Here is a 19,954-nt window from a genome sequence, read left to right as displayed (position 1 = left end):
TATAGCCGATCATGCTCACGCACCGCCATATCGAGGTCTTTCGCGCGCTGATGGTCACCGGCAGCACGACACGCGCAGCCGAGATGCTCTATACGTCGCAACCGACGATCAGCCGCGAGCTTGCGCGCATGGAGCAGGTCGTGGGCTTCGCGCTGTTCGAGCGTGCGCACGGCCGGCTGCGGCCGACGATGGCCGCGCTCACGCTGTTCGACGACGTGCGGCTCGCGTATGTGGGGCTTGAACGTGTCGCGGCAACCGCCGCGCGCCTGCGCGAGTTTCGTGACGGTCAGTTGTCGGTGATCGCGTTGCCGGCGTTCTCGCACGCGATCCTGCCCGGTGCGTGCCGGCGTTTTAGCGAGCAGCATGCTGGCGTCAGCGTGTCGGTGGCGACGCAGGAATCGCCGGTGCTCGAAGAGTGGCTGACCGCGCAGCGTTACGACCTCGGGCTGACCGAGCGCGACGTCGCGCCGGCCGGCACCGTGCTCACGCCGCTGCTCGAAGTCGACGAAGTGTGCGTGCTGCCCGACGGCCATCCGCTGCTCGCGCAGGACGCGATCGATCTGCCGGATCTCGCGGATCGCCCGTTCGTGAGCCTGTCGCTGAACGATCCGTACCGCATCCTGATCGACGAGGCGTTCGCGCAGCTCGGCGTGGCGCCGCGCTCGGTCGTCGAAACACCGTCGGCCGTGTCGGTGTGTGCGTTCGTCCGGCAGGGGCTCGGTGCCGCGATCGTCAATCCGCTGACCGCGCTCGATTTCGTCGGGCGCGACCTGCACGTGCGGCCGCTCACGCGCTCGTTTCCGTACCGGGTCAGCGTGATCGTGCCCGAGCACCGGCCGAAGAGCTTGCTCGTCGATGCGTTTGGCGACGCGTTGCGCGGCGAGGCAAAGGCGATTCGCCGCCGGTTGGCCGCGCTCCTCGGCTGACGCGGCCGTATGATCGGTGTTTCGCCGCTATCGCCACCACTTTCCGGAATCCTTCATGACCGACGCTTCTGCTTCCCTCGAACCACCGATCCTCACCGGCGAACACGTCGAACTGAGGCCGCTCGATTCATCCGACCGGCAGGCGCTGCTGGACGCGGCTGCCGACGGCCAGCTGTGGAACCTGAAGGTCACGGTCGTGCCGGGCCCCGAGACGATCGACGCGTATATCGACACCGCATTGCAGGGGCGTTCGGCCGGCACCGTGATGCCGTTTGCGATCGTCGATCGCGCATCGGGCCGCGTGATCGGCAGCACGCGTTTCTGGAAGATCGATCGCAAGAACCGCAAGCTCGAGATCGGCCATACGTGGCTGAGCGAATCGGCGCAGCGCACGCGCGCAAATACCGAAGCGAAATGGCTGCTGCTGGGCTATGCGTTCGACGTGCTGCACTGCGTGCGCGTGCAGTTCACGACCGACGAGCTGAACGAGAAATCGCGCGCGGCGATCCTGCGGCTCGGTGCGAAGCAGGAAGGGATCGTGCGGCACGAACGGATCATGCCGGATGGCCGCAAGCGCAATTCGGTGCGCTTCAGCATCATCGACGACGAATGGCCGGAGGTGCGTGCGCGGCTGCTGGCGAAGCTTGCGACGTAACGTGTCACGCGTGAAGCGTGACGTTTGACATGCGTCGCGCCGCCGGAAGGGGAGCGGCGACGCGACGACAGGGGGAAGCAGTGCGCCGCGCGTGATGCGCGGCGCTGCGGCGCGTTACTGCGCCGATGCGAGGTGGTGGCGTTCCGCGAGCTTCTGCGCGTCGGCGTAGTGCTTCTGCAGGATCGGCAGCGACTGGCGTGCGACTTCCTTCAGCTTCGTGTCGCGGCCCGACGCGATTTCGGCCTGGAATGCCGAGATGGTCTTCTGCTGGCCGGCGAGCGCGACCTGCTCGATATACGCCTTGTCGAACTCGGCGCCGCGCAGGTTCTTGATGCTGCTCAGCACGGCCGTGTCGGGATCGTTGGCCGGCACGTCGACGCCGCGCGGGCTGGCTGCGCGCATCGCCTGGATGATCTTTTCATCGTCGGTCGACACGCGTTGCGCGAACGCCTTGACCTGGCTGTCCGACGTGCGCGAATCGGCGATGCGTGCCGCGTCGTGCTGCGTCGACACGGTCTTCGTGCCGTCGGTGATGAAGGCCTGGTCGGCTTCGTGGATACGCGTCGCGGCGGCGGCCGGTGCGTTCGGTGAGGCCGGTGCCGGTTGTGCGGTTTGCGCGGTCGCCGTCACGGCGACGAGCAGCAGGCCAGCGGCAGACAAAGCAAGGCGCGAGAGTTGGGGAAAGCGGTTCATGGGACCTCCTTTCAATCGGGGCTCTGGTTGAAAAACGGATCACGTGATCCGTCGCTGTGCGAGAGACCGGGCGCGCCCGGACCGGATTCGACCGCCGCTCTGCCGCGGCGCCGGTCGAAGTGTTTCCCGGCCCGACTGATTCTAGGAGAGCGATCCGGTAGCAGGTGCAACCGCGCTGTGGTTTGTGTAACGGATAGTAAGACGAATCGGTGAGCCAGCACGCCGACAGGTAGTGCGTACCTGTTGCGTGTGCGACGGCGGCAATTTTTGCGTGCATGACGCGTGCGGGATGCACGTGGGTGTCATCCGCATTTCATCGTCGTGCGGCTGTGTCGTGCGATGACGTGCGCATCGCGCGATGGGGCGAACCGGATGCGCGCAGCACGCGCATGCGTCACACGCGATCGAGCAATGCGTCGAGACGCGGCAGCAACGGTGTCGCGCAATGCGCCTGCAACGCGTCCGGCGCGGTGTAGCCCCACGCGACGCCCTGGAATGCGATGCGCGCGCGACGTGCCGCGTCGGCGTCGCGGATTTCATCGCCGACGTACAGCACTTCGTCGCTGCGCACGCCGGCCTCATGAACGAGTGCGCGCAGGCGACGCGCCTTGCCGAACAGCGGAATGCCGCACGCGAAATGCTCGACACGGCTGCTGGCATGCGGGCCGAGCCGGTCACGCACGATCGCCTCGGTATTGGACGTGGCGATCGCGATGCGGATGCCGCGCGCGGCGAGCGCGTCGAACGTTTCGTCGACGCCGGGGAACAGCGCCACTTGCGCGACGCGCGGCTGCATCAGGCGGCGCATGTCGATCGTCACGCGCGGCACTTTCCACATCGGCACGTCGAGCGCGCGAATGATGTCGCGCGCCGACATGCCGCGCAGCGCCGGGCGCAGGTCGGGCGTGGCGTCGCGAAAGCCGTGCATGCGCGACGCTTCCGACAGCGCCGCGAGAAAGCTGTCGAGCGAATCGGCGAGCGTGCCGTCGAAGTCGAATGCGATGAGGCGGTAGGGCATGGAGCGGCATGGCGCACTTGTTGGGCAGGTGACATTGTCACCGAATCTGCTGAAAGCCGATCTCGTAGTCGCCGCTCGCGACGATCGAGGCGACCGGACGGCTGGTGCGGACGAGCGACATGCGAGAGAAAGCCCGGTATGCTGTCCGGCACCCGCAATGGCGGTTTCCCGATGCACATTCGTTTCCGGATCGATCACATGACAATCACTCGTGCACGTCTTGCAATGTGGATGCTGGGTGCAGCCTTTACTGTGGCAGCCGCGACGCAGGTATCTGCCGCACCGGAAAAGCGCTGCGGATGGCTTGAGAATCCGTCGCCGGCCAACTGGTGGCTGAACGACAAGGACGGCACCTGGACACTGTTGACGATGGGCAACGAGCCTGTACCGGGCCTCGACAAGATGCCCGACATGTCGACGAAGGGCTGGGTCGTTACCAACGCCGGCGGGCATGGCTACGGTTGCGCATGCCTCGACCTCGAAATTGACCCGCGCACGCGCGAGGTGACGCGGATAGTCGCGGCGCTGCCGCTGCCGTTGAAGCGTTGCAAGGCAGATCGCGCGTTGCGGGCGCCATGAGCCGCGGGGCGATGCTATTCGTAGTGGTAGCGGCAGGACACGATGCTGATCTGCAAGTCGTCAGCCTCGTAGACCAGACGGTTCGTGTCGTCGATACGGCGCGACCAGAAGCCGGAGAGATTTGCCTTTAACGGTTCGGGTTTGCCGATGCCTTCGAACGGCGTTCGCTGGGCTTCGCGAATGAGCTGGTTGATGCGCTTGAGCGTCTTGCGATCCTGCCCCTGCCAGTAGACATAGTCGTTCCACGCGTCGGAAGTAAAGAGCACGCGGCGTACACTCATTCGTCATCCGCCGCGAGCTTGTGTTCCTTTGCCTTGCCCTTGCGTAGTTGTGCGATCGAACGCTCGAGATGGGCGACGTTGGCCGGCGAGCGCAGCAAGTGCACCGTCTCCATCAGGCTGTCGTAGTAGTCCTGCGACATGATGACGGCGTTCGGTGCATCGCGGCGCGTGATGAGCGTCACGTCCGCATCGTCGACGACCTGGTCGATAACGGTCTTCAGATTGCCACGGGCATCCGAAAAATGAATCGTGCGCATGATTGCCTCACTTGTACATATAACGGTACAAGTTTAGCACAGTCGATAGATGTGTACGGTTTGCTGTACAAGTCGACGGCGCCAGCCTCGTTACACACCAGAATCGTCCCGGAATGAGCATGCGTGCCGTCTGGCCGTGGCGACAAGTGTCGCCGCTTGTAGCCCGCCGCGCCGCGCGGTATCGTCAGCGTCTCGCCTTCCGCCACCCCCACCGGAGACCGACGTGCCCGCTGCCACCCCCGCCACGCTGAGATTTTCCACCGACAAGCGCGAACTCGACGTCGACGCGATCTTCGACTTCCTGCATCGCGACGCGTACTGGTCGCAGGGCATTCCGCGCGACGTGGTCGAGCGGGCGATCGAGGGCTCGCTGTGTTTCGGCGCCTACGTGGGCGACCGGCTCGTCGGGTTCGCGCGGCTCGTGACCGATCACGCGACGTTCGCTTACCTGTGCGACGTGTTCGTGCTGCCGGCCGAGCGCGGCAACGGCTACGGCCGCGCGCTGATCGACCACGTGTTTGCACAGGAGATGGTGCAGGGCCTGCGCCGCATCATGCTCGTGACGTCCGATGCGCATGCGCTGTATCGGCCGGTCGGCTTCGAGCCGTGCGCGAATCCCGAACGGATGATGGAGATCCGCCGCCCGGACATCTACGCGAAACGCTGACGCGCGGCGCAGCGCATACAATACGCGCTTTCCGTTTTTGCCGAAGAGAAGCCCATCATGACCGAACAGGAAGCCGAACAGCTCGCGACGCATCGCCATTACAAGGGCGGGCTGTACCGCTACATCGGCGTCGCCCGCCATTCCGAAACCGAGGAATCGGTGGTCGTGTACGAACACCTGTGGCCGCATGCGCGCGGGCTGTGGGTCCGGCCGGAAGCGATGTTCAACGGGAACCTCGAAGACGGCACGCCGCGTTTCCGCAAGTTGCGCGACTGATTGACGGCCGGCGCGTAGACATCCGCGCCGCCGCCGTGCCAGCCGGCTGCGTGGACGTCTACGCGCCGGCCAGCGCCTTCACCAGCTCCGGCGGGGCCTGCTGCCCGACCGTGACTTCCGGCGTGCCGTGCCACGCCGCGAGCTTCTTCACCGCCTTCGCGACATCGGCTGCAAGCCCCGTGCCGAACCGCACGCCAGGCTCGACATGCACGGCCTTCAGTTCGAACGTGCCGAGCGTGCGATGCGCCTTCGCGTCGATGCGCCCGACCAGCCGCCCGCGATGCAGCACCGGCAGGCAGAAATAGCCGTAACGCCGCTTGTGCCCGGGCGTATAGCATTCGATCGTGTAGTCGAATCCGAACAGCGTCGACGCCCGCCGCCGGTCCCATACCACCGGATCGAATGGCGACAGCAGCGTCGTGACCGTCGAGCGCAGCGTGTCGGCCTCCGCGGCCGGCAGCAACGCTTCGAGCGAGCGATGCACGTAGGCCGGCTCCTTCCAGTCGTCGATCGCCACCGGGATCAGGTCGCCCGCGTCCGCGAGCTGCTCGAGCTCCGCGCGGTAGGAGCGGCGCGGCAGCCGATAGTAGTCGGCCACCCAGTCCGCGCGCACGACACCGAGCGCCCGGCACGTGTAGTCGAGCAGCGCGGGCAGCACGGCGTGGCGCGGCGGCAGGTCGCGCGTGTCGTCCCAGTCGGGCAGCACGCGCTCGCGCACGTCGTACACGCGCTGGAAATTGCGGCGTTCCGACACCATCAGGTCGCCCGTCGTGAACAGCACTTCCAGGTGCCGCTTCTCGGGCTTGCGATCCCACCAGCCGTTGCCCTTCACACCATCCTCGCGGGCGAAATCGGCCGACCGTACCGGGCCCTCGGCGCGAATCCGCGCGAGCAGCCGCTCGATGTCGGGACGATTCTGCTCATGCCACTCGGCCGCGTATTTCCAGCCCATTCCCGACGGATCGAGCATCTTGTAGCGCATCAGGCCGAACTGCTCGACCGGCAGGAAGCACGCTTCGTGCGACCAGTATTCGAACAGGCGCGCCTCGGCGAGATGTTCGTCGAGCCACTGCGGCGAGAAATCGCCGAGACGGCTGAACAGCACGAGATACGGGCTGCGCGCGACGACGTGAATGGTGTCGATCTGCAGCTGCGCCATCCGGCGTATCGTGTCGAGCACGTCGGATTTGGTTGCCTTGCGGCGGGGCGGCGTCAGCAGGCCTTGCGCGGCGAGATGCAGCGCGCGGGCGGCGGCGGTCGAGAGCGTAAGCATCGGAAGGGCGGCCGGGAGTGATGGTCGGGAACCACTTTAGCGCGAAAGCGGCGCGCGCGTGCGACGTGCCGATGCACCGCGTCTGACAATGCTTGACAGATGCGTTGCGCAAGTTTCCCTATAGTGCAGTTCATGGCGCAACGATAAACACGCGCAACGATTTTGCTTCCGACGCACATATGTCCATGGCACGCAGGAAGTGAATCCGGGATTCTCAACCCCCATCGGGAGACCCGGAGCCCTGAGCGGACATCCATGCGGCTGTGCACCGGCCCCGTGTGGATGTCCGCTGATTTTTTTGTATTTTCCGGTTTTGCTTCGCGGGCGGTTTTTCCTTTTGCCCGTTTGGCCCCTCTCGTGATTTCCCGCCCGTCTGCCTGATCGCTATTGCCGCTTGCCGCGCGCGACTTCGTCGCCGGCGCCGGGCGGCAGCCGCCGCGTGATCGGAATCGACGCGAACGAGCACAGCCCGACCACGAGAAACGCGGGCCAGAAATCCGACCACATCATCTTCTGATGGCCCTGCAGCCAGTGCGAAATGTGCAGCACGAGGCCGGCGACCGTCACGCCCAGGCCGAGCGACATCTGCTGCACGACGCTGCCGAGGCTCGTCGCGCGGCCCGCGTCGCGCGGCGAGATGTCCGCGTAGATCATCGAGTTCAGGCTCGTGAACTGCAGCGCCGGGAAGATGCCGCCGACGAGCACGATCAGCCAGATCGCCCAGGTCGCCATGCCGGGATGGAACACGCCGTAGGCGGCGATCGCGAGCCCCGCGAAGGCCGCGTTGTAGATCAGCACCGTGCGGAAGCCGAAGCGGCGCAGCGTATGGGTGGCCGTCGAGCGGCTCATCGCGCCGCCGAACGCGGACGCGCACGTGATGAGCCCTGAATGGAACGCGCTCATGCCGAGCCCTTCCTGCAGCGCGAGCGGCAGCAGGAACGGCACCGCGCCGAGGCCGATACGGAACAGCGACCCGCCGACGACGCTCGCGTGATACGTGGGGATCTTGAGGAAGCTGAGGTCGAGCACCGGTCGCTCCTTGCGGCGCGCGTACGGTACGTACAGCGCGAGCAGGGCGGTGCCGGCCACGCACATGACGAGCGCGTTCGAGCGTGACGTGAGCGAGCCGTCGATCAGCGTGAGGCCCATCAGCAGCAGCGCGGCGCCGCTGGCCGACAGCAGGAAGCCGAACCAGTCGAGCGGGCCCGGATCGGGCTCGCGCGTGTTCGCGATGTGCTTGCTGGCGAGATAGATCCCGTAGATGCCGATCGGCACGTTGATGAAGAAGATCATCCGCCAGTGCAGGTAGGTCGTGATGAAGCCGCCGACGAGCGGCCCGACCGTGGGCCCGAACAGCGCGGGAATCGCCAGGTAGTTCATCGCGCGCACGAGGTCCGAGCGCGGCACGGCGCGGAAGATGATGATGCGGCCGACGGGCACCATCATCGCGCCGCCCACGCCCTGGATGAAGCGCGCGAACGTGAGCACGCCGAGGGAATTGGAGGCCGCGCACATCAGCGAGCCGACGACGAAGATGCCGATCGCGGTGCGGAATACGGAACGTGCGCTGAAGCGGTCGGCCAGCCAGCCGCAGATCGGAATGAACACGCCGAGCCCGACCACGTAGGCCGTGATCGCAATGTTCAACGTGACGGGGCTGTGCCCGAAGTCCCTCGCCATCGCGGGAAGGGCGGTGACGATGATGTTCGCGTCGACGCTTTCCATGAACAACGCACAGGCAACGATGAGCGGTGCTAGAAAGACGGGCGACATGGGCTGGGCGCGCGGTAAAGACGCCATTATGCCCACAATGTGACCGTTGAGTCACGTACGACAACAGTTGTTCCGCATGTTGCAACAGTCGTCTTGGTTGGCGGCGGCGTGGAAAGAACGACTGCATGGCGCTGCTGTGCGTGCTCGGGCTGCGCGATGCGCCGCGCCCGACTTCGTCGCGCACGATCTGCTCGCGATCGTGAAACGGCGAGTCGATGCAGCGGGCGCGCGCGGCGAGACCGGTGCGGATGCGCGCGACGCGCGCGCGTGGCGGGCCATGTCCGGTTATCTGTATCTGCGCGAGTTGCACGAATCGAAACTTGCTTGATGTGCACGTTTCGTGCGACAGTCAGACCCACTCGCACCACAAAACGACGCGCATCGATCGAGGGCCATCGAGACGAGCGCGCGCGCGAACGAGACCTCGTGCCGACCCACTCACCATCGAAAGGAGGGGACACGTCATGACGTCACGTCGTGCCGCATCGATCGCATCGCGCTTCTCGAGTCGCTTCTCAAGTCGTTACTCAGCTCGACTCTCACCACCTCTCGCGCCACCCGCGCCGCGTCTTCGCTGGGCTGCCGCGCTGGCCGTCGCGTATCTCGCCGTTGCCGGCTGCGCCGCCCAGGCCGACAACGCGAACCAGGCCGCCGCGCAGGCAGCTGCCCAGTCGGCACCGCCGGCTACGGCCGCGATTGCCGCTCCCGCCTCGGGCACGCTGCTGCCGCCGCCGAGCCAGCTCTACGGCGACCTGTTCGTCGCGGTGCAGACCGCGCAGCTCTATCCCGACCAGAAGACCTTCGTGGACGCGACGCCCGATGGCGATCCGGCGACGATCGTGCAGTTGTATCAGCAACAGAAATCGCAGCCGGGCTTCTCGCTGAAGGCGTTCGTCGCCCAGCATTTCACGCCGCCCCCGGAAGGCGGCGTGACGCCGCCGCCGAACCAGACGCTGCGCCAGCACATCGACTGGCTATGGCCGCAGCTCACGCGCACGAGCACGACGGTGCCGCCGTACAGCTCGCTGATTCCGCTGCCGAAGCCGTACGTCGTGCCCGGCGGCCGCTTCCGCGAAGGCTACTACTGGGACACCTATTTCACGATGCTCGGGCTGCAGGTGTCGGGCCGCGAGGATCTCGTCGACAACATGCTCGACAACTTCGCCCATCTGATCGACACGATCGGGCACATCCCGAACGGCAACCGCACGTACTACGCGAGCCGCTCGCAGCCGCCGTTCTTCGCGTACATGGTCACGCTCGCCGCGCAGGCCGAAGGCGACAAGGTCTATCAGAAATACCTGCCGGCACTGCGCAAGGAACATGCGTACTGGATGCAGGGCGAAGCCACGACGCCGCGCGGGCAGGCCACGCGCCATGTGGTCGCGATGCCCGACGGCGCGGTGCTGAACCGCTACTGGGACGCGAGCGATACGCCGCGCGACGAGTCGTATCTCGAGGACGTGACGACCGCGAAGTCGGTGCCGGCGCGTCCGGCGAACGAGGTCTACCGCGACCTGCGCGCGGGCGCCGAAAGCGGCTGGGACTACAGCTCGCGCTGGTTCGGCGACGGCAAGACGCTCGCGACGATCCGCACGACGTCGATCGTGCCGGTCGACCTGAACAGCCTGATGTTCCATCTCGAGACGACGATCGTGAAGGGCTGCGCGGTCACGCGCGACGTGGCATGCGTGACCGATTTTTCCGCGCGCGCTGCGCGGCGGGCGGCCGCGATCAATCGCTATCTATGGAACCGCCGCGGCTACTACGGCGACTACGACTGGCAACTGCGCAAGCCGCGCGACGCGGTGACGGCCGCTGCGCTGTATCCATTGTTCGCGGGCGTAGCGTGGCCCGAGCGCGCGAAGGCGACCGCACGCGAGGTGCGCAAGACGCTGCTGCAGCCGGGCGGCCTCGCGACGACCACCGAGAACACCGGGCAGCAGTGGGATGCGCCGAACGGCTGGGCGCCGTTGCAGTGGATCGCGATCGACGGGCTGCGCCGCTATGGCGAACCGGCGCTTGCGAAGGACATCGGCACGCGCTTCCTGTCCGACGTGAAGCATGTGTATGCGACCGAAGGCAAGCTCGTCGAGAAGTACGTGGTCGAAGGCGCCGGCACGGGCGGCGGCGGGGGCGGTGAATATCCGCTGCAGGACGGTTTCGGCTGGACCAACGGCGTCACGCTGAAACTGCTCGGGCTGTACGGCGAGTGACGCGCGGCGCGCGCCGCGCGCTGGCACCGTCAGAAAACGCACGGGCCGGACTGTCGCGCAAGCGGCCGTCCGGCCCGTGTTTGCTTCAGGCCTGTTTTAGAACGTGATCGTCGTGCGTACGCCGACCACCGTTTCGTCGCCGATGCGCGCACCGGCCGCGTTTGGGTTCGGGATGCCGCCGCCCGGACGGAAGAAGTGCTGCAGGTCGGCCTGCAGTTGCCACCACGGCGCGACCTGGTACTGGTATGTCGCTTCGACGACCGTCTCCGCGCGGCGTACCGGATAGCCGGGCGTCGTGTAGACGCCCGTGTCGCCGTCGAGGCCGCGCGCATGCGAGCCGATCTTCGCGTAGCCGACCGCGATGCCCGCGACGTCGTTGTCGCGTCCCTTGAACGGCGCCTTCAGCGTCACGCCTGCATTGGCCGCGAAATCGACGATATTGCGATCGCCCGGTGCGCCCATCACGCGCGCGAACACGCCGACCGAGCGCGGGCTGTCGGCCGACGGCCGCCACACCATCTGGTCCGCGACCGCATAGAACCCGTAGTTGCCGCGATGGGTGGCGGCAATGCCGTTGCTCGCCGGATCCGCGAGCGACAGGCCATCGGTGCCGTAGCGCGGGTCGTTCGCATGCTGCGACTGATACCAGAAGCCGAGCTTGTACGTGCCCGGCAGGCCGGCCGGTTGCGGCGCCTTCGGGTCGGCGGGCGGCGCGTTCAGCGCGTACTGCACTTCGCCGATCACGAATGCGCCGCTGCGCAGGTTGAAGTTGGTGCCGTGCGCGTTCAGCACCTGCGCATCGCCGTCGCTGCGGCCGGCCGGGTTGCCGTCGAATACGCCGACCATCGCGGTCCACGCATCGGACGGCTTCACACGCAGCCGCACGCCGAGCGACGACAGCGGATACGCGGGGCCGCCGGCCGGCAGGTCGGTCGACGGCAGCACGGGCCAGCCGAACGTGGCGTTCATGAACGTCGCCGCGTTCTGGCTCACCATGAATTCCTGGTCGACGCTCTGCTGGCCGACCTTCACGTCGACCTTGCCGTCGAGCAGCGACTGCTGGTACCAGAGTTCCCACAGGCGCGTGGTCGAATTCGCCTCGATGCCGGTCGCGGTCTGCAGCGTCTGCAGATAGCGCTGCGTGAGGTTGGTGCCGTGAATCTGCAGCGCCGACACGTTGAACGTGCCGCCCGGCAGGCCGACCGCCTTGCCCGTGTCGACGTTGAAACCGAATTGCGTGAGCCCCTGGTACGCGCCGCCGCGATGCGTGCCGCCCGACGTGTTGTACAGGTACTCGCTGGTTTCCTGCAGGCTCAGCGTGATGCCGTGATCGCCGAGCACGTCGCGCAGGCCGCCCATGTTGCCGAGCAGGTTCGAGCGTTCCCAGAAGCCGGTGGGAGCGGGCGCGGCAGCATCGGCGGCCTGTTGTGCGGGCGCGGCGGCGTCGCTGGCGCCGGCCGCCGGTTCGGCCGCGGCCGGTGACGACGCTTGCGCGAACGCGGGCGTGGCGGCGAGCGACAGCAGCAGCGTGGCGAGCGCATTGACGCGGCGCTTGCGCGGGACGGGTTCGAGGTAGTTCTTCATGTGGGTTCCGTTGACGGTTTGATTAGTTAGGCTGAAGAAACGAAAACGTGATGCGGGAAGCGTGGCGAGACCGGGGCGCGGCGGCACCTGGCGCGTGGCGCTGCCGCACGACGGAGGGGCTTACGGCAGCCAGCCGCCGATGCGGCCCACCTGCGCGAAGCCGAGGCGCGGCGCAGCCGAGCACAGCAGCGCGACGAGGGCGACCGCGGCGGCCATGACGGCGACCAGCAGGCAGTCGAGCGGGCGGGGCGCCGCCGGCACGTGGGCGAGCGCCGTGCCGCGCCAGTTGCTGAACGCGTGGGCGAGCGGCGACAGGCCGGAGACGAATGAGCGGTCGCATGCGACATGCGCGATGCGCTTGAGTCTGACCGCGAACGATTGAAGAAACATGACGCTGCCTCCGTCCGGTCCGGCTCGGGCCGGACGACGTGGTCGAGCGCGGGCGCGTGACGCGGCCTGCGATCGGAGGGTGGAACGTAATGGAGCGTGCAACGGACGAACCGGCGATGGCCGGCCCGGAAGGAAGCGCGCTAACCCGACGAATGCGAGTTAGCGGCGAAAGACATGCGTCTGGCTGCTATCTCGCGATGGCTTGGCCGGCCTGGACCGGCATCGAACTGCAACTAGAGCATGTGTCCACGGAGGGACTCCCTTGATGAATTGCGGCGGATTGTATTCGCGTCGTTTGCTGCAGCGCAAGTAAAAAACGCATAAAAATGGCGCATGTTGCGCGGGCGCTTCGGCGGCCCGTTCCGGCACGGGCCGCGCAGCGGATCGGCAACGAAGGGCGCGCGACCGGACGGGGTGCCGCGTTGTTCATACGCATCGATTCTCGGCTGCACCGCATGCGCTGAAAGGTTGCGCCACATGTTTTCAAGGGCAATTCTTTCAGTGATGTGACGCGGGAAATTTATTTCGAGAAATGGGGTTTGGAGGGGTTGACTTCACTTTTGGGCGGTCCATAGAATCCGGCATCTTCACTCTTGGGGCCGCCGCCTTGGACGCCTGCAGTAGTCGATCTTCGAACGAAATTTCCGCCTGAGCGACCGACGTCCGCGCCTCATCGAAGCCGCCGTTTGTCTCCCAGGCAAACGGTGCGCGCAGCAGTATTCCGCAGCAAATTCCTACGTGCACCCTGATTCGCGCCGGTTAGCGTGATGCGTTTTCGCATGCGCCCGCCGGTTTCACCGCCGCCTGGCAGGCGGCCGCGTTCGCGCACGCCTTTTCAGGCATCGCGAATGCCGGCCCGCCCGCCAGACGGCGGTCAACCGTGTTCTCCGGAACACCGCACAGGAGCCGCCATGAACGACAGTGACAGTTGTCCCTTATGCCCGTTGCACGCACCGACCCTTTTGAACCCGGGTCGCAGGGACAATCCGGCCGACTAGCCTGACACGTCGTTCAGGCCCCGGACTGGCCCCGCGCCCCACACGCGGCCGGCAGCCTGCCGTCGCCGCACGGAGCCAGATCATGAACTTCGGCCTTCTGCTGTCGAATCTCCCGCACGTCACCGAATCGCGCAACCACTACGAAGCGATGCTGACGCTCGACGCCCGTCCGCGGGTGTTCGCCCGCCTGTTGAACCAGCTGAAATCGTTGATCCACTGAAGCAGGAAGTACCGAGCGCGCCTCGGCATGCGCACGCACGGCCGCCATCGCGCGGCCGCCCCGCGCGTATTCCAAGGTCACACGCTCTTCAGATAACCCTTAGCCGTACGGAATAAATCATGTCCACGCCATCCAACGTTTCTCCACCGATCGCCGCCGAACGCAGCGCCGTGCTCGACGAAGCCCACCTGGGCGATATCCGCGGCGCGCTCGGCACGATCGCACGCCACGACACCGGTGCACGCGGCACGTGGTGGGCGCGTCTGCGCACGCTGCTCGCGATCATCGGCCCGGGCCTCATCGTGATGGTCGGCGACAACGACGCCGGCGCATTCGGCACCTATACGCAGGCCGGCCAGAACTACGGCACGACGCTGCTGTGGACGCTGCTGCTGCTCGTGCCCGTGCTGTACGTGAACCAGGAAATGGTGCTGCGCCTCGGCGCGGTCACGGGCGTCGGCCACGCCCGCCTGATCTTCGAACGCTTCGGCAAGTTCTGGGGCGCGTTCAGCGTGATCGACCTGTTCCTGCTCAATGCGCTCACCATCGTCACCGAGTTCATCGGCATCACGTTCGTGCTGGATTTCTTCGGGTTGCCGAAGGTGGCCGGCGTGTGCGTGGCCGCGGCGTTGACCATGGCCGCGGTGAGTACGGGCGACTTCAGGCGCTTCGAGCGGTTCGCGATCGGGCTGTGCCTGCTGAGCCTGCTGCTCGTGCCGGTGCTCGCGGCGATCCATCCGCCGGTCGGGCAGATCACGCGCGATTTCTTCATCCCGAACTGGCCCGCGCATTCGAAGCTGTCGGACGTGATGCTGCTCGTGATCGGCATCGTCGGTACGACCGTCGCACCCTGGCAGCTGTTCTTCCAGCAGAGCTACGTGATCGACAAGCGCATCACCCCGCGCTTCATGAAGTATGAAAAGGCGGACCTGTGGATCGGCATCGCCTTCGTACTGGTTGGCGCAGTCGCGATGATCGCGTTCTCGGCCCAGCTGTTCTCGGGCCATCCGGAATTCGGCAACTTCACCGACGCCGGCGGCATCATCGCGGGCCTCGAGAAGTATTCGGGCCGCACGAGCGCGACTCTGTTCGCCGTCGCGCTGCTCGACGCGTGCATCATCGGCGCGGCGGCCGTCTCGCTGTCGACCGCCTACGCGATCGGCGACGTGTTCAAGATCCGTCACTCGCTGCACCGCAACGTGTCGGATGCGAAGGGCTTCTATCTCGTCTACTTCGGCATCGTCGCGGCCGCCGCTGCGCTGGTGCTGATCCCGGGCAGCCCGCTGGGCCTGCTGACGGAAGCCGTGCAGACGCTCGCGGGCGTGCTGCTGCCGAGCGCCACCGTGTTCCTGCTGCTGCTCTGCAACGACAAGCAGGTGCTCGGCCCGTGGATCAACTCGACGAAGCTCAACGTGTTCACCGGCGCGGTGATCTGGGTGCTCGTGATGCTGTCGATCATCCTGACCGCATCGGTGATGTATCCGGACATCAGCGGCGAAGCGATCCTCGACGTGCTGGTGGGCGGCAGCGTGCTCGCGATCGTCGGCTATCTCGCGACGGTGCTGATCCGCCGCAACAAGCGCGTCGTCGAACCGGGTGTCGACCGTTCGCAGCGCGACACGTGGCGCATGCCGCCGCTCGAGACGCTCGAGCCGCAGAAGATGACGATGACGACGCGCGTGTGGATGGCCGTGCTGCGCGGCTATCTCGTGATCGCGGTCGGTCTGGTGATCGTCAAGGTAGTGCAGATGACGCTGCTGAAGTAACGCAGGTCGTCTTCCAGGAAGCGGCGCCGGACCCGGCACCGCGCCGCAACCCGTACATGCCGGCCCGCGAGGCCGGCATGTGCGTTTACGCGTCCGTTTGCGACAGGCCGTGCACGCCGCGCGATCGTCAGATCAGCTCGAGCTTCGACGTCAGGTACGTGAGCTGGATGCGGTTCGCGACGCCGAAGCGCTTGCGCAGCTTGCGCAGGTGATAGTCGACGTTGTGTGCGCTCGTGTCGAGGCGCCGGCCGATCTCCTTGTCGGAGGCGCCTTCGGCGATGCCGAGCAGCAGTTCCTGCTCGAACGGCGTGAGCCCGTTCACCGCACGTTCGCGCGACGTCGAGATCAGTTGCGGCGACGCGAACTTGTGCACCGACAGCCCGATCGACAGCGCCTGCTCGATCGTCGCCGGCGTGATCCATTCGCGCGTGCGGCGCGGCGCGGTGAAGCTCATGAACGCATGCAGCCGCGTGCCGGGCACGGCCATCGAATACATGATGCCGCTGCACATTCCGTCGTCGTGCATCGTCTGCAGGAAGCCGTCGAGCGCGGCCGGCGTCGCGCGCGGGCCGTCGTCGCGCTCGCGGTGTTCGCGGCGCAACTGCTGCAGGTCCCACACGATCGGCATGTTGCACACGCGCGCGCCGAGCGTGCGCGGATCGATGTCGTGATGGTTGTGCCGCACGTAGTCGCCGCGATAGGTGGCCGGCGTGAAGGCTTCGTGCAGGTAGAGACTTTCGACGCGCTCGTGCGCGAATTCGAGCGCGAAGTACGCGAACGTCGAGAAGCCCGTCAGGTGCAGCAGGCTCGCGACGATGCGGCTGCGCTCGGCCGTGCTCTGCGCGTGCGCGAGCGTATCGGCGACGCCGAGCTTCGGCGCGTGCGGCTGCGTGAGCTCGCCGCGCTTCACGTCGTCGCACCAGACGACCTGCACGGGGCGCTCCCGCAGCACGTCCGGGCACGCGTTCAACCCGTGCGTCGGGCGGGGAAAGGTTGGGGCGACCGCTTCTTCATGCAATGCAATATCGGACATGTGCCATCCCTCGGAATCGACGCGCATCGCCTGGCGGCGGCCGTATCGTGTACGGCGTTCGTGGCGGTGCGATCGAGCATCGTGTGATATGCGCCGATCGTCATCCCTGACGAAACGCGGGGGCATTGTACAAAAATGCCTGTGTATGCGTAATATGCCGTAATACTAATGGCGGCGGAAGATTCCTATTCGCACGCCTATAACGAAGACCAGACAATCCATAAAGAAAAGACCAGATCGTGACGGGGCGCAGTTTCACATATTGGGAAAGGGCGGGCTCCTCATGACATATGCTGACGGCGCACCACGCGTCGAGTGGTTTTCGCAGGCCGATATCGCAACGACTGCGGCTTATTCGAATCAATATCAGGCAATCGGGCACGACGTTTTTACCGGCGCTCAAATTGAATCCGGTAAAACCGACCTTGCTCCGGTCGATTTCGCGCAATGCCATGCGCGCTTGCGGCAAATCGGTTTCAGTACGCTCGGTTATGGCGCTTTCGAAATGATCGGGCGGCGCATCCTGTGCGCGCATCTGTTGCGCGACCTCGCGCCCGCAACGTTCATGCAGCCGTTCATCGAAGGAATGCTCTACGAGAGCGACCCGCGGTTCGCACAGGTGCGGCAGAGCGGCTTTCCGGTCGCGTGGCGGCTCGACGAGATCGAGGCGGCCGCGCAGGGCAGCGGCGACCGCAAGATGCTGGCGCTCGCCGGCCATCTGCGCGCGCATGCGATGAACAGCGGCGTGCTGTTCGGCCTGTCGGCCCCGCGTCTTGATTTGCGTGTCGCGGTGAACGTGACGTCGGAGACGCACGGCACCGAATGGATCGATGATCGCGTGATCGGCGGTGCGCTGTCGGTGAGCCTCGCGGTGCATCGTGTCGCGTTGCCGTTCCTCGAGGCACGCATCGCACGGATGCGCGGCTTCGCGCTCGGCGACGAGCAGCAGCAGGTGCTCGACCGGCTCGTGCACGGGCTGTCCGACCAGGAGATCGCGAGCGCGCTGCGCACGTCGCTGCACAAGGTCGGCCACCACATCCGCTCGCTCGAAAAACTTTTCAACGTGCAGAACCGCGCGCAACTCGCGTATCTGGCGGCGCGCCGGATGCCGTCCTGACGCTGTCAGTTCCCCGTTTTCTCCGCGTGACCCGATGACCGTCGCCGGCCCGCCCGTGGCCGGCCCGACGGGCCGTTTGCGACCGCGGCGCCGTCGCGATGCGCACGCGACGCTTGACAGTGCTTTTTTCGAGTGATTGAGACATTCACCTGTGAATTATTGCTGATTTATTTCTTCGTAATATGGCTCGACCGTCACGCCGGACGGCAGGCCGCGAGGTTGCGCCATGCGTGACGGAACTGGTCAACAGGGGCGGACAAATCAATGTGCGGAATCGACGGCTTTCTGAATAGCGTCGCCTTCGATGAGGAGACAGCGCGCGGCACGCTCGCGCGCATGACGGCAAGCCTCGCGCATCGCGGGCCGGACGGACAGGGGATCTGGGTCGATCCGGAAGCCGGCATCGCGCTCGGCCACCGGCGGCTCGCGATCGTCGACCTGTCGGTACACGGCCGACAGCCGATGGCATCCACGTGCGGCCGCTACGTCATGGTCTTCAATGGCGAAATCTACAACCATCGCGAACTGCGCGCGGAGCTCGAGCGCGCGGGTCGCGCACCGGCGTGGCGTGGCCACTCCGACAGCGAGGTGCTGATCGCGGCGATCGTCGCGTGGGGTGTCGAGGCGACGTTGCGGCGCGCGACCGGCATGTTCGCGATCGCGCTGTGGAATCGCGAATCGCGGGTGCTGACGCTCGCGCGCGACCGGATCGGCGAGAAGCCGCTCTACTATGGCCGGATCGGCGACGCGCTCGTGTTCGCGTCCGAGCTGAAGGCGCTGCGCGGCTATCCGGGTTTCGACGGCGCGATCGATCGCGACGCACTGTGCCTGTACCTGCGCCAGTCGAGCGTGCCTGCGCCGCACACGATCTATCGTGGCATCCGCAAGTTGCCGCCCGGCACGTATATCCAGTTCGAGCATGCGCGCGACACGCCGCGCCTGCGGGCGTACTGGACGCTCGATCAGGCGATCGAGGACGGTCGCGCGCAGCCGTTCGAGGGCAACGCCGACGAGGCCGTCGGCCAGCTCGACGCGGTCTTGCGTCAGGCCGTCGCGCGGCAGATGGAGGCCGACGTGCCGCTCGGCGCGTTCCTGTCGGGCGGCATCGATTCGTCGACGATCGTCGCGCTGATGCAGGCGCAATCGTCGACGCCGGTCGATACGTTCACGATCGGCTTCCATGAAGCCGGCTACGACGAAGCCGGGTACGCGAAGGCGGTTGCGCGTCATCTCGGCACGCGTCATACCGAGCTCTACGTCACGGCCGACCACGCGCTCGGCGTCGTGCCGAAGCTGCCGTCGATCTACGACGAACCGTTCTCCGATGCGTCGCAGATCCCGACCTTTCTCGTGTCCGAGCTGACGCGCCGGCACGTGAAGGTGAGCCTGTCCGGCGATGGCGGCGACGAGCTGTTCGGCGGCTATACACGCTACTTCCTGACGCCGCGCCTGTGGCGCAAGCTGCATCGTGTCCCCGGTGCCGTGCGCGCACGGATCGCCGCCGCGCTGCATGCGTTGCGGCCCGATCATGCGGACCAGCTCGCGGCCGTCGCGCAGGGTGCATGGGGCGGCGTGGAGGCACGCGAATCGGCCGCGCGCATCGGCGATCGCCTGCACAAGCTCGGCCACGTGATGACGGCCGAGAGCCGCATCGGGCTGTACCGGCTGCTGATGTCGTCGGTGCATCATCCGGAGCGCCTCGCGCTGTCGGGGCAGGAGCCGGCGACGCCGCTCGACACCGTATCCGCGTGGCCCGCGCACCTGAGCTTCGCCGAGCAGGCGATGGCGATCGATACGCTCACGTACCTGCCGACCGACATCCTCGCGAAAGTCGATCGCGCGGCGATGGCCGTGAGCCTCGAAACGCGCATGCCGTTCCTCGATCATCACGTCGTCGAATTCGCGTGGCGCGTGCCGGCGGCGGTGCGTTTGCCGGAAGGGCAATCGAAGGTGCTGCTGCGCCGGCTGCTCGACCGGTACGTGCCGTCCGCGCTGATCGACCGGCCGAAGCAGGGCTTCTGCGCGCCCGTCGATCACTGGCTGCGCGGCTCGCTGCGGGATTGGGCCGAGGCGCTGCTGCGGCCGTCGCGGTTGCGCGAGGAAGGCTTCTTCGATGCGGCCGCGGTCGAGCGCCTGTGGCGGCAGCACGTGACCGGGCGGATGAACTGGCAGCACCAGTTGTGGACGGTGCTGATGTTCCAGGCGTGGCTGGAGGCGCAGCGCGCCGCATAA

General features: G+C 66.4%; 19 protein-coding genes and 1 pseudogene. 11 read left to right on the top strand and 9 right to left on the bottom strand.

Translation table 11 applies throughout. The features are described 5' to 3' along the window. Nucleotides 1–11 precede the first annotated feature (11 nt). Nucleotides 12–926: a LysR family transcriptional regulator gene (locus QZM35_RS08770; protein ID WP_089432994.1), complete on the top strand. Its 915-nt coding sequence runs from the start codon at nt 12–14 to the stop codon at nt 924–926. A gap of 55 nt (nt 927–981) precedes the next feature. Next, on the top strand, nt 982–1,581 hold the full coding sequence (locus QZM35_RS08765; RefSeq protein WP_089427035.1) for a GNAT family N-acetyltransferase: 600 nt from the start codon (nt 982–984) through the stop codon (nt 1,579–1,581). A 114-nt stretch (nt 1,582–1,695) separates the two neighbouring features. Here the strand turns inward: QZM35_RS08765 and QZM35_RS08760 are convergent, their stop codons facing one another. Continuing rightward, nucleotides 1,696–2,274 (bottom strand): DUF4142 domain-containing protein, encoded by a 579-nt coding sequence (locus tag QZM35_RS08760; RefSeq protein ID WP_089427036.1) that lies wholly within the window; start codon nt 2,272–2,274, stop codon nt 1,696–1,698. 394 nt (nt 2,275–2,668) lie between these two features. Further along, the gene (locus QZM35_RS08755) at nt 2,669–3,292 is read right to left on the bottom strand and encodes an HAD hydrolase-like protein (RefSeq protein ID WP_089427037.1); all 624 of its coding nucleotides are present in this window, start codon (nt 3,290–3,292) and stop codon (nt 2,669–2,671) included. A 138-nt stretch (nt 3,293–3,430) separates the two neighbouring features. Between QZM35_RS08755 and QZM35_RS08750 the strand changes: the two genes are divergently transcribed. Then, entirely contained in the window at nt 3,431–3,871 is a 441-nt protein-coding gene (locus QZM35_RS08750) for a DUF4087 domain-containing protein (RefSeq protein ID WP_301775790.1), read from the top strand. Between the two features lie 14 nt (nt 3,872–3,885). Here the strand turns inward: QZM35_RS08750 and QZM35_RS08745 are convergent, their stop codons facing one another. Together QZM35_RS08745 and QZM35_RS08740 are read right to left on the bottom strand one after the other, a co-directional pair. Beyond that, nucleotides 3,886–4,152 carry a Txe/YoeB family addiction module toxin gene (locus QZM35_RS08745; RefSeq protein WP_089432992.1) on the bottom strand — a complete coding sequence of 89 codons (267 nt, stop codon included), beginning with the start codon at nt 4,150–4,152 and terminating at the stop codon, nt 3,886–3,888. Further along, nucleotides 4,149–4,409, bottom strand: a complete 261-nt coding sequence (locus QZM35_RS08740; protein WP_060968669.1) for a type II toxin-antitoxin system Phd/YefM family antitoxin — start codon at nt 4,407–4,409, stop codon at nt 4,149–4,151. Before QZM35_RS08740 ends, QZM35_RS08745 begins: the two co-directional genes overlap by 4 nt. A gap of 223 nt (nt 4,410–4,632) precedes the next feature. Here QZM35_RS08740 and QZM35_RS08735 point away from each other — a divergent pair, with 223 nt between their 5' ends. Both QZM35_RS08735 and QZM35_RS08730 read left to right on the top strand, forming a co-directional pair. Further along, the gene (locus QZM35_RS08735) at nt 4,633–5,076 is read left to right on the top strand and encodes a GNAT family N-acetyltransferase (protein WP_089427041.1); all 444 of its coding nucleotides are present in this window, start codon (nt 4,633–4,635) and stop codon (nt 5,074–5,076) included. Between the two features lie 57 nt (nt 5,077–5,133). Continuing rightward, nucleotides 5,134–5,352: a DUF1653 domain-containing protein gene (locus QZM35_RS08730; RefSeq protein WP_006480837.1), complete on the top strand. Its 219-nt coding sequence runs from the start codon at nt 5,134–5,136 to the stop codon at nt 5,350–5,352. A gap of 58 nt (nt 5,353–5,410) precedes the next feature. Here QZM35_RS08730 and QZM35_RS08725 read toward each other — a convergent pair whose 3' ends face one another. Beyond that, nucleotides 5,411–6,625 carry a winged helix-turn-helix domain-containing protein gene (locus QZM35_RS08725; protein ID WP_301775789.1) on the bottom strand — a complete coding sequence of 405 codons (1,215 nt, stop codon included), beginning with the start codon at nt 6,623–6,625 and terminating at the stop codon, nt 5,411–5,413. Nucleotides 6,626–7,009: 384 nt separating this feature from the next. Continuing rightward, nucleotides 7,010–8,398, bottom strand: coding sequence for an MFS transporter (locus tag QZM35_RS08720; protein WP_089427043.1), 1,389 nt, complete (start codon nt 8,396–8,398; stop codon nt 7,010–7,012). Between the two features lie 148 nt (nt 8,399–8,546). On the opposite strand from QZM35_RS08720, the pseudogene QZM35_RS08715 reads away from it, so the two are divergent. Both QZM35_RS08715 and treA read left to right on the top strand, forming a co-directional pair. Continuing rightward, a pseudogene (locus QZM35_RS08715) lies at nt 8,547–8,726 on the top strand (TetR/AcrR family transcriptional regulator); the annotation flags it as partial. Between the two features lie 136 nt (nt 8,727–8,862). Further along, a complete protein-coding gene (treA, locus tag QZM35_RS08710) occupies nt 8,863–10,614 on the top strand; it encodes an alpha,alpha-trehalase TreA (protein ID WP_301775788.1) in 1,752 nt (583 codons plus the stop codon). Nucleotides 10,615–10,710: 96 nt separating this feature from the next. Here the strand turns inward: treA and QZM35_RS08705 are convergent, their stop codons facing one another. Both QZM35_RS08705 and QZM35_RS08700 read right to left on the bottom strand, forming a co-directional pair. Beyond that, on the bottom strand, nt 10,711–12,198 hold the full coding sequence (locus QZM35_RS08705) for a carbohydrate porin (protein ID WP_089427045.1): 1,488 nt from the start codon (nt 12,196–12,198) through the stop codon (nt 10,711–10,713). A gap of 120 nt (nt 12,199–12,318) precedes the next feature. Continuing rightward, a complete protein-coding gene (locus QZM35_RS08700) occupies nt 12,319–12,588 on the bottom strand; it encodes a hypothetical protein (protein ID WP_089427046.1) in 270 nt (89 codons plus the stop codon). 1,080 nt (nt 12,589–13,668) lie between these two features. Here QZM35_RS08700 and QZM35_RS08695 point away from each other — a divergent pair. Both QZM35_RS08695 and QZM35_RS08690 read left to right on the top strand, forming a co-directional pair. Further along, on the top strand, nt 13,669–13,806 hold the full coding sequence (locus QZM35_RS08695) for a hypothetical protein (RefSeq protein ID WP_179243746.1): 138 nt from the start codon (nt 13,669–13,671) through the stop codon (nt 13,804–13,806). A gap of 119 nt (nt 13,807–13,925) precedes the next feature. Continuing rightward, complete coding sequence (locus QZM35_RS08690; protein WP_301775787.1) at nt 13,926–15,572, top strand: NRAMP family divalent metal transporter; 1,647 nt, start codon at nt 13,926–13,928, stop codon at nt 15,570–15,572. 127 nt (nt 15,573–15,699) lie between these two features. Here QZM35_RS08690 and QZM35_RS08685 read toward each other — a convergent pair whose 3' ends face one another. Continuing rightward, nucleotides 15,700–16,605 carry a LuxR family transcriptional regulator gene (locus tag QZM35_RS08685; protein WP_089475696.1) on the bottom strand — a complete coding sequence of 302 codons (906 nt, stop codon included), beginning with the start codon at nt 16,603–16,605 and terminating at the stop codon, nt 15,700–15,702. Nucleotides 16,606–16,888: 283 nt separating this feature from the next. On the opposite strand from QZM35_RS08685, the gene QZM35_RS08680 reads away from it, so the two are divergent. Continuing rightward, on the top strand, nt 16,889–17,722 hold the full coding sequence (locus QZM35_RS08680) for an autoinducer binding domain-containing protein (RefSeq protein ID WP_174972138.1): 834 nt from the start codon (nt 16,889–16,891) through the stop codon (nt 17,720–17,722). Between the two features lie 264 nt (nt 17,723–17,986). After that, a complete protein-coding gene (gene asnB, locus QZM35_RS08675) occupies nt 17,987–19,954 on the top strand; it encodes an asparagine synthase (glutamine-hydrolyzing) (protein WP_089427050.1) in 1,968 nt (655 codons plus the stop codon).

Source organism: Burkholderia sp. AU45274 (genome assembly GCF_030482505.1).
Taxonomy (GTDB): domain Bacteria; phylum Pseudomonadota; class Gammaproteobacteria; order Burkholderiales; family Burkholderiaceae; genus Burkholderia.
This window is presented reverse-complemented; position numbering and strand designations above follow the sequence as displayed.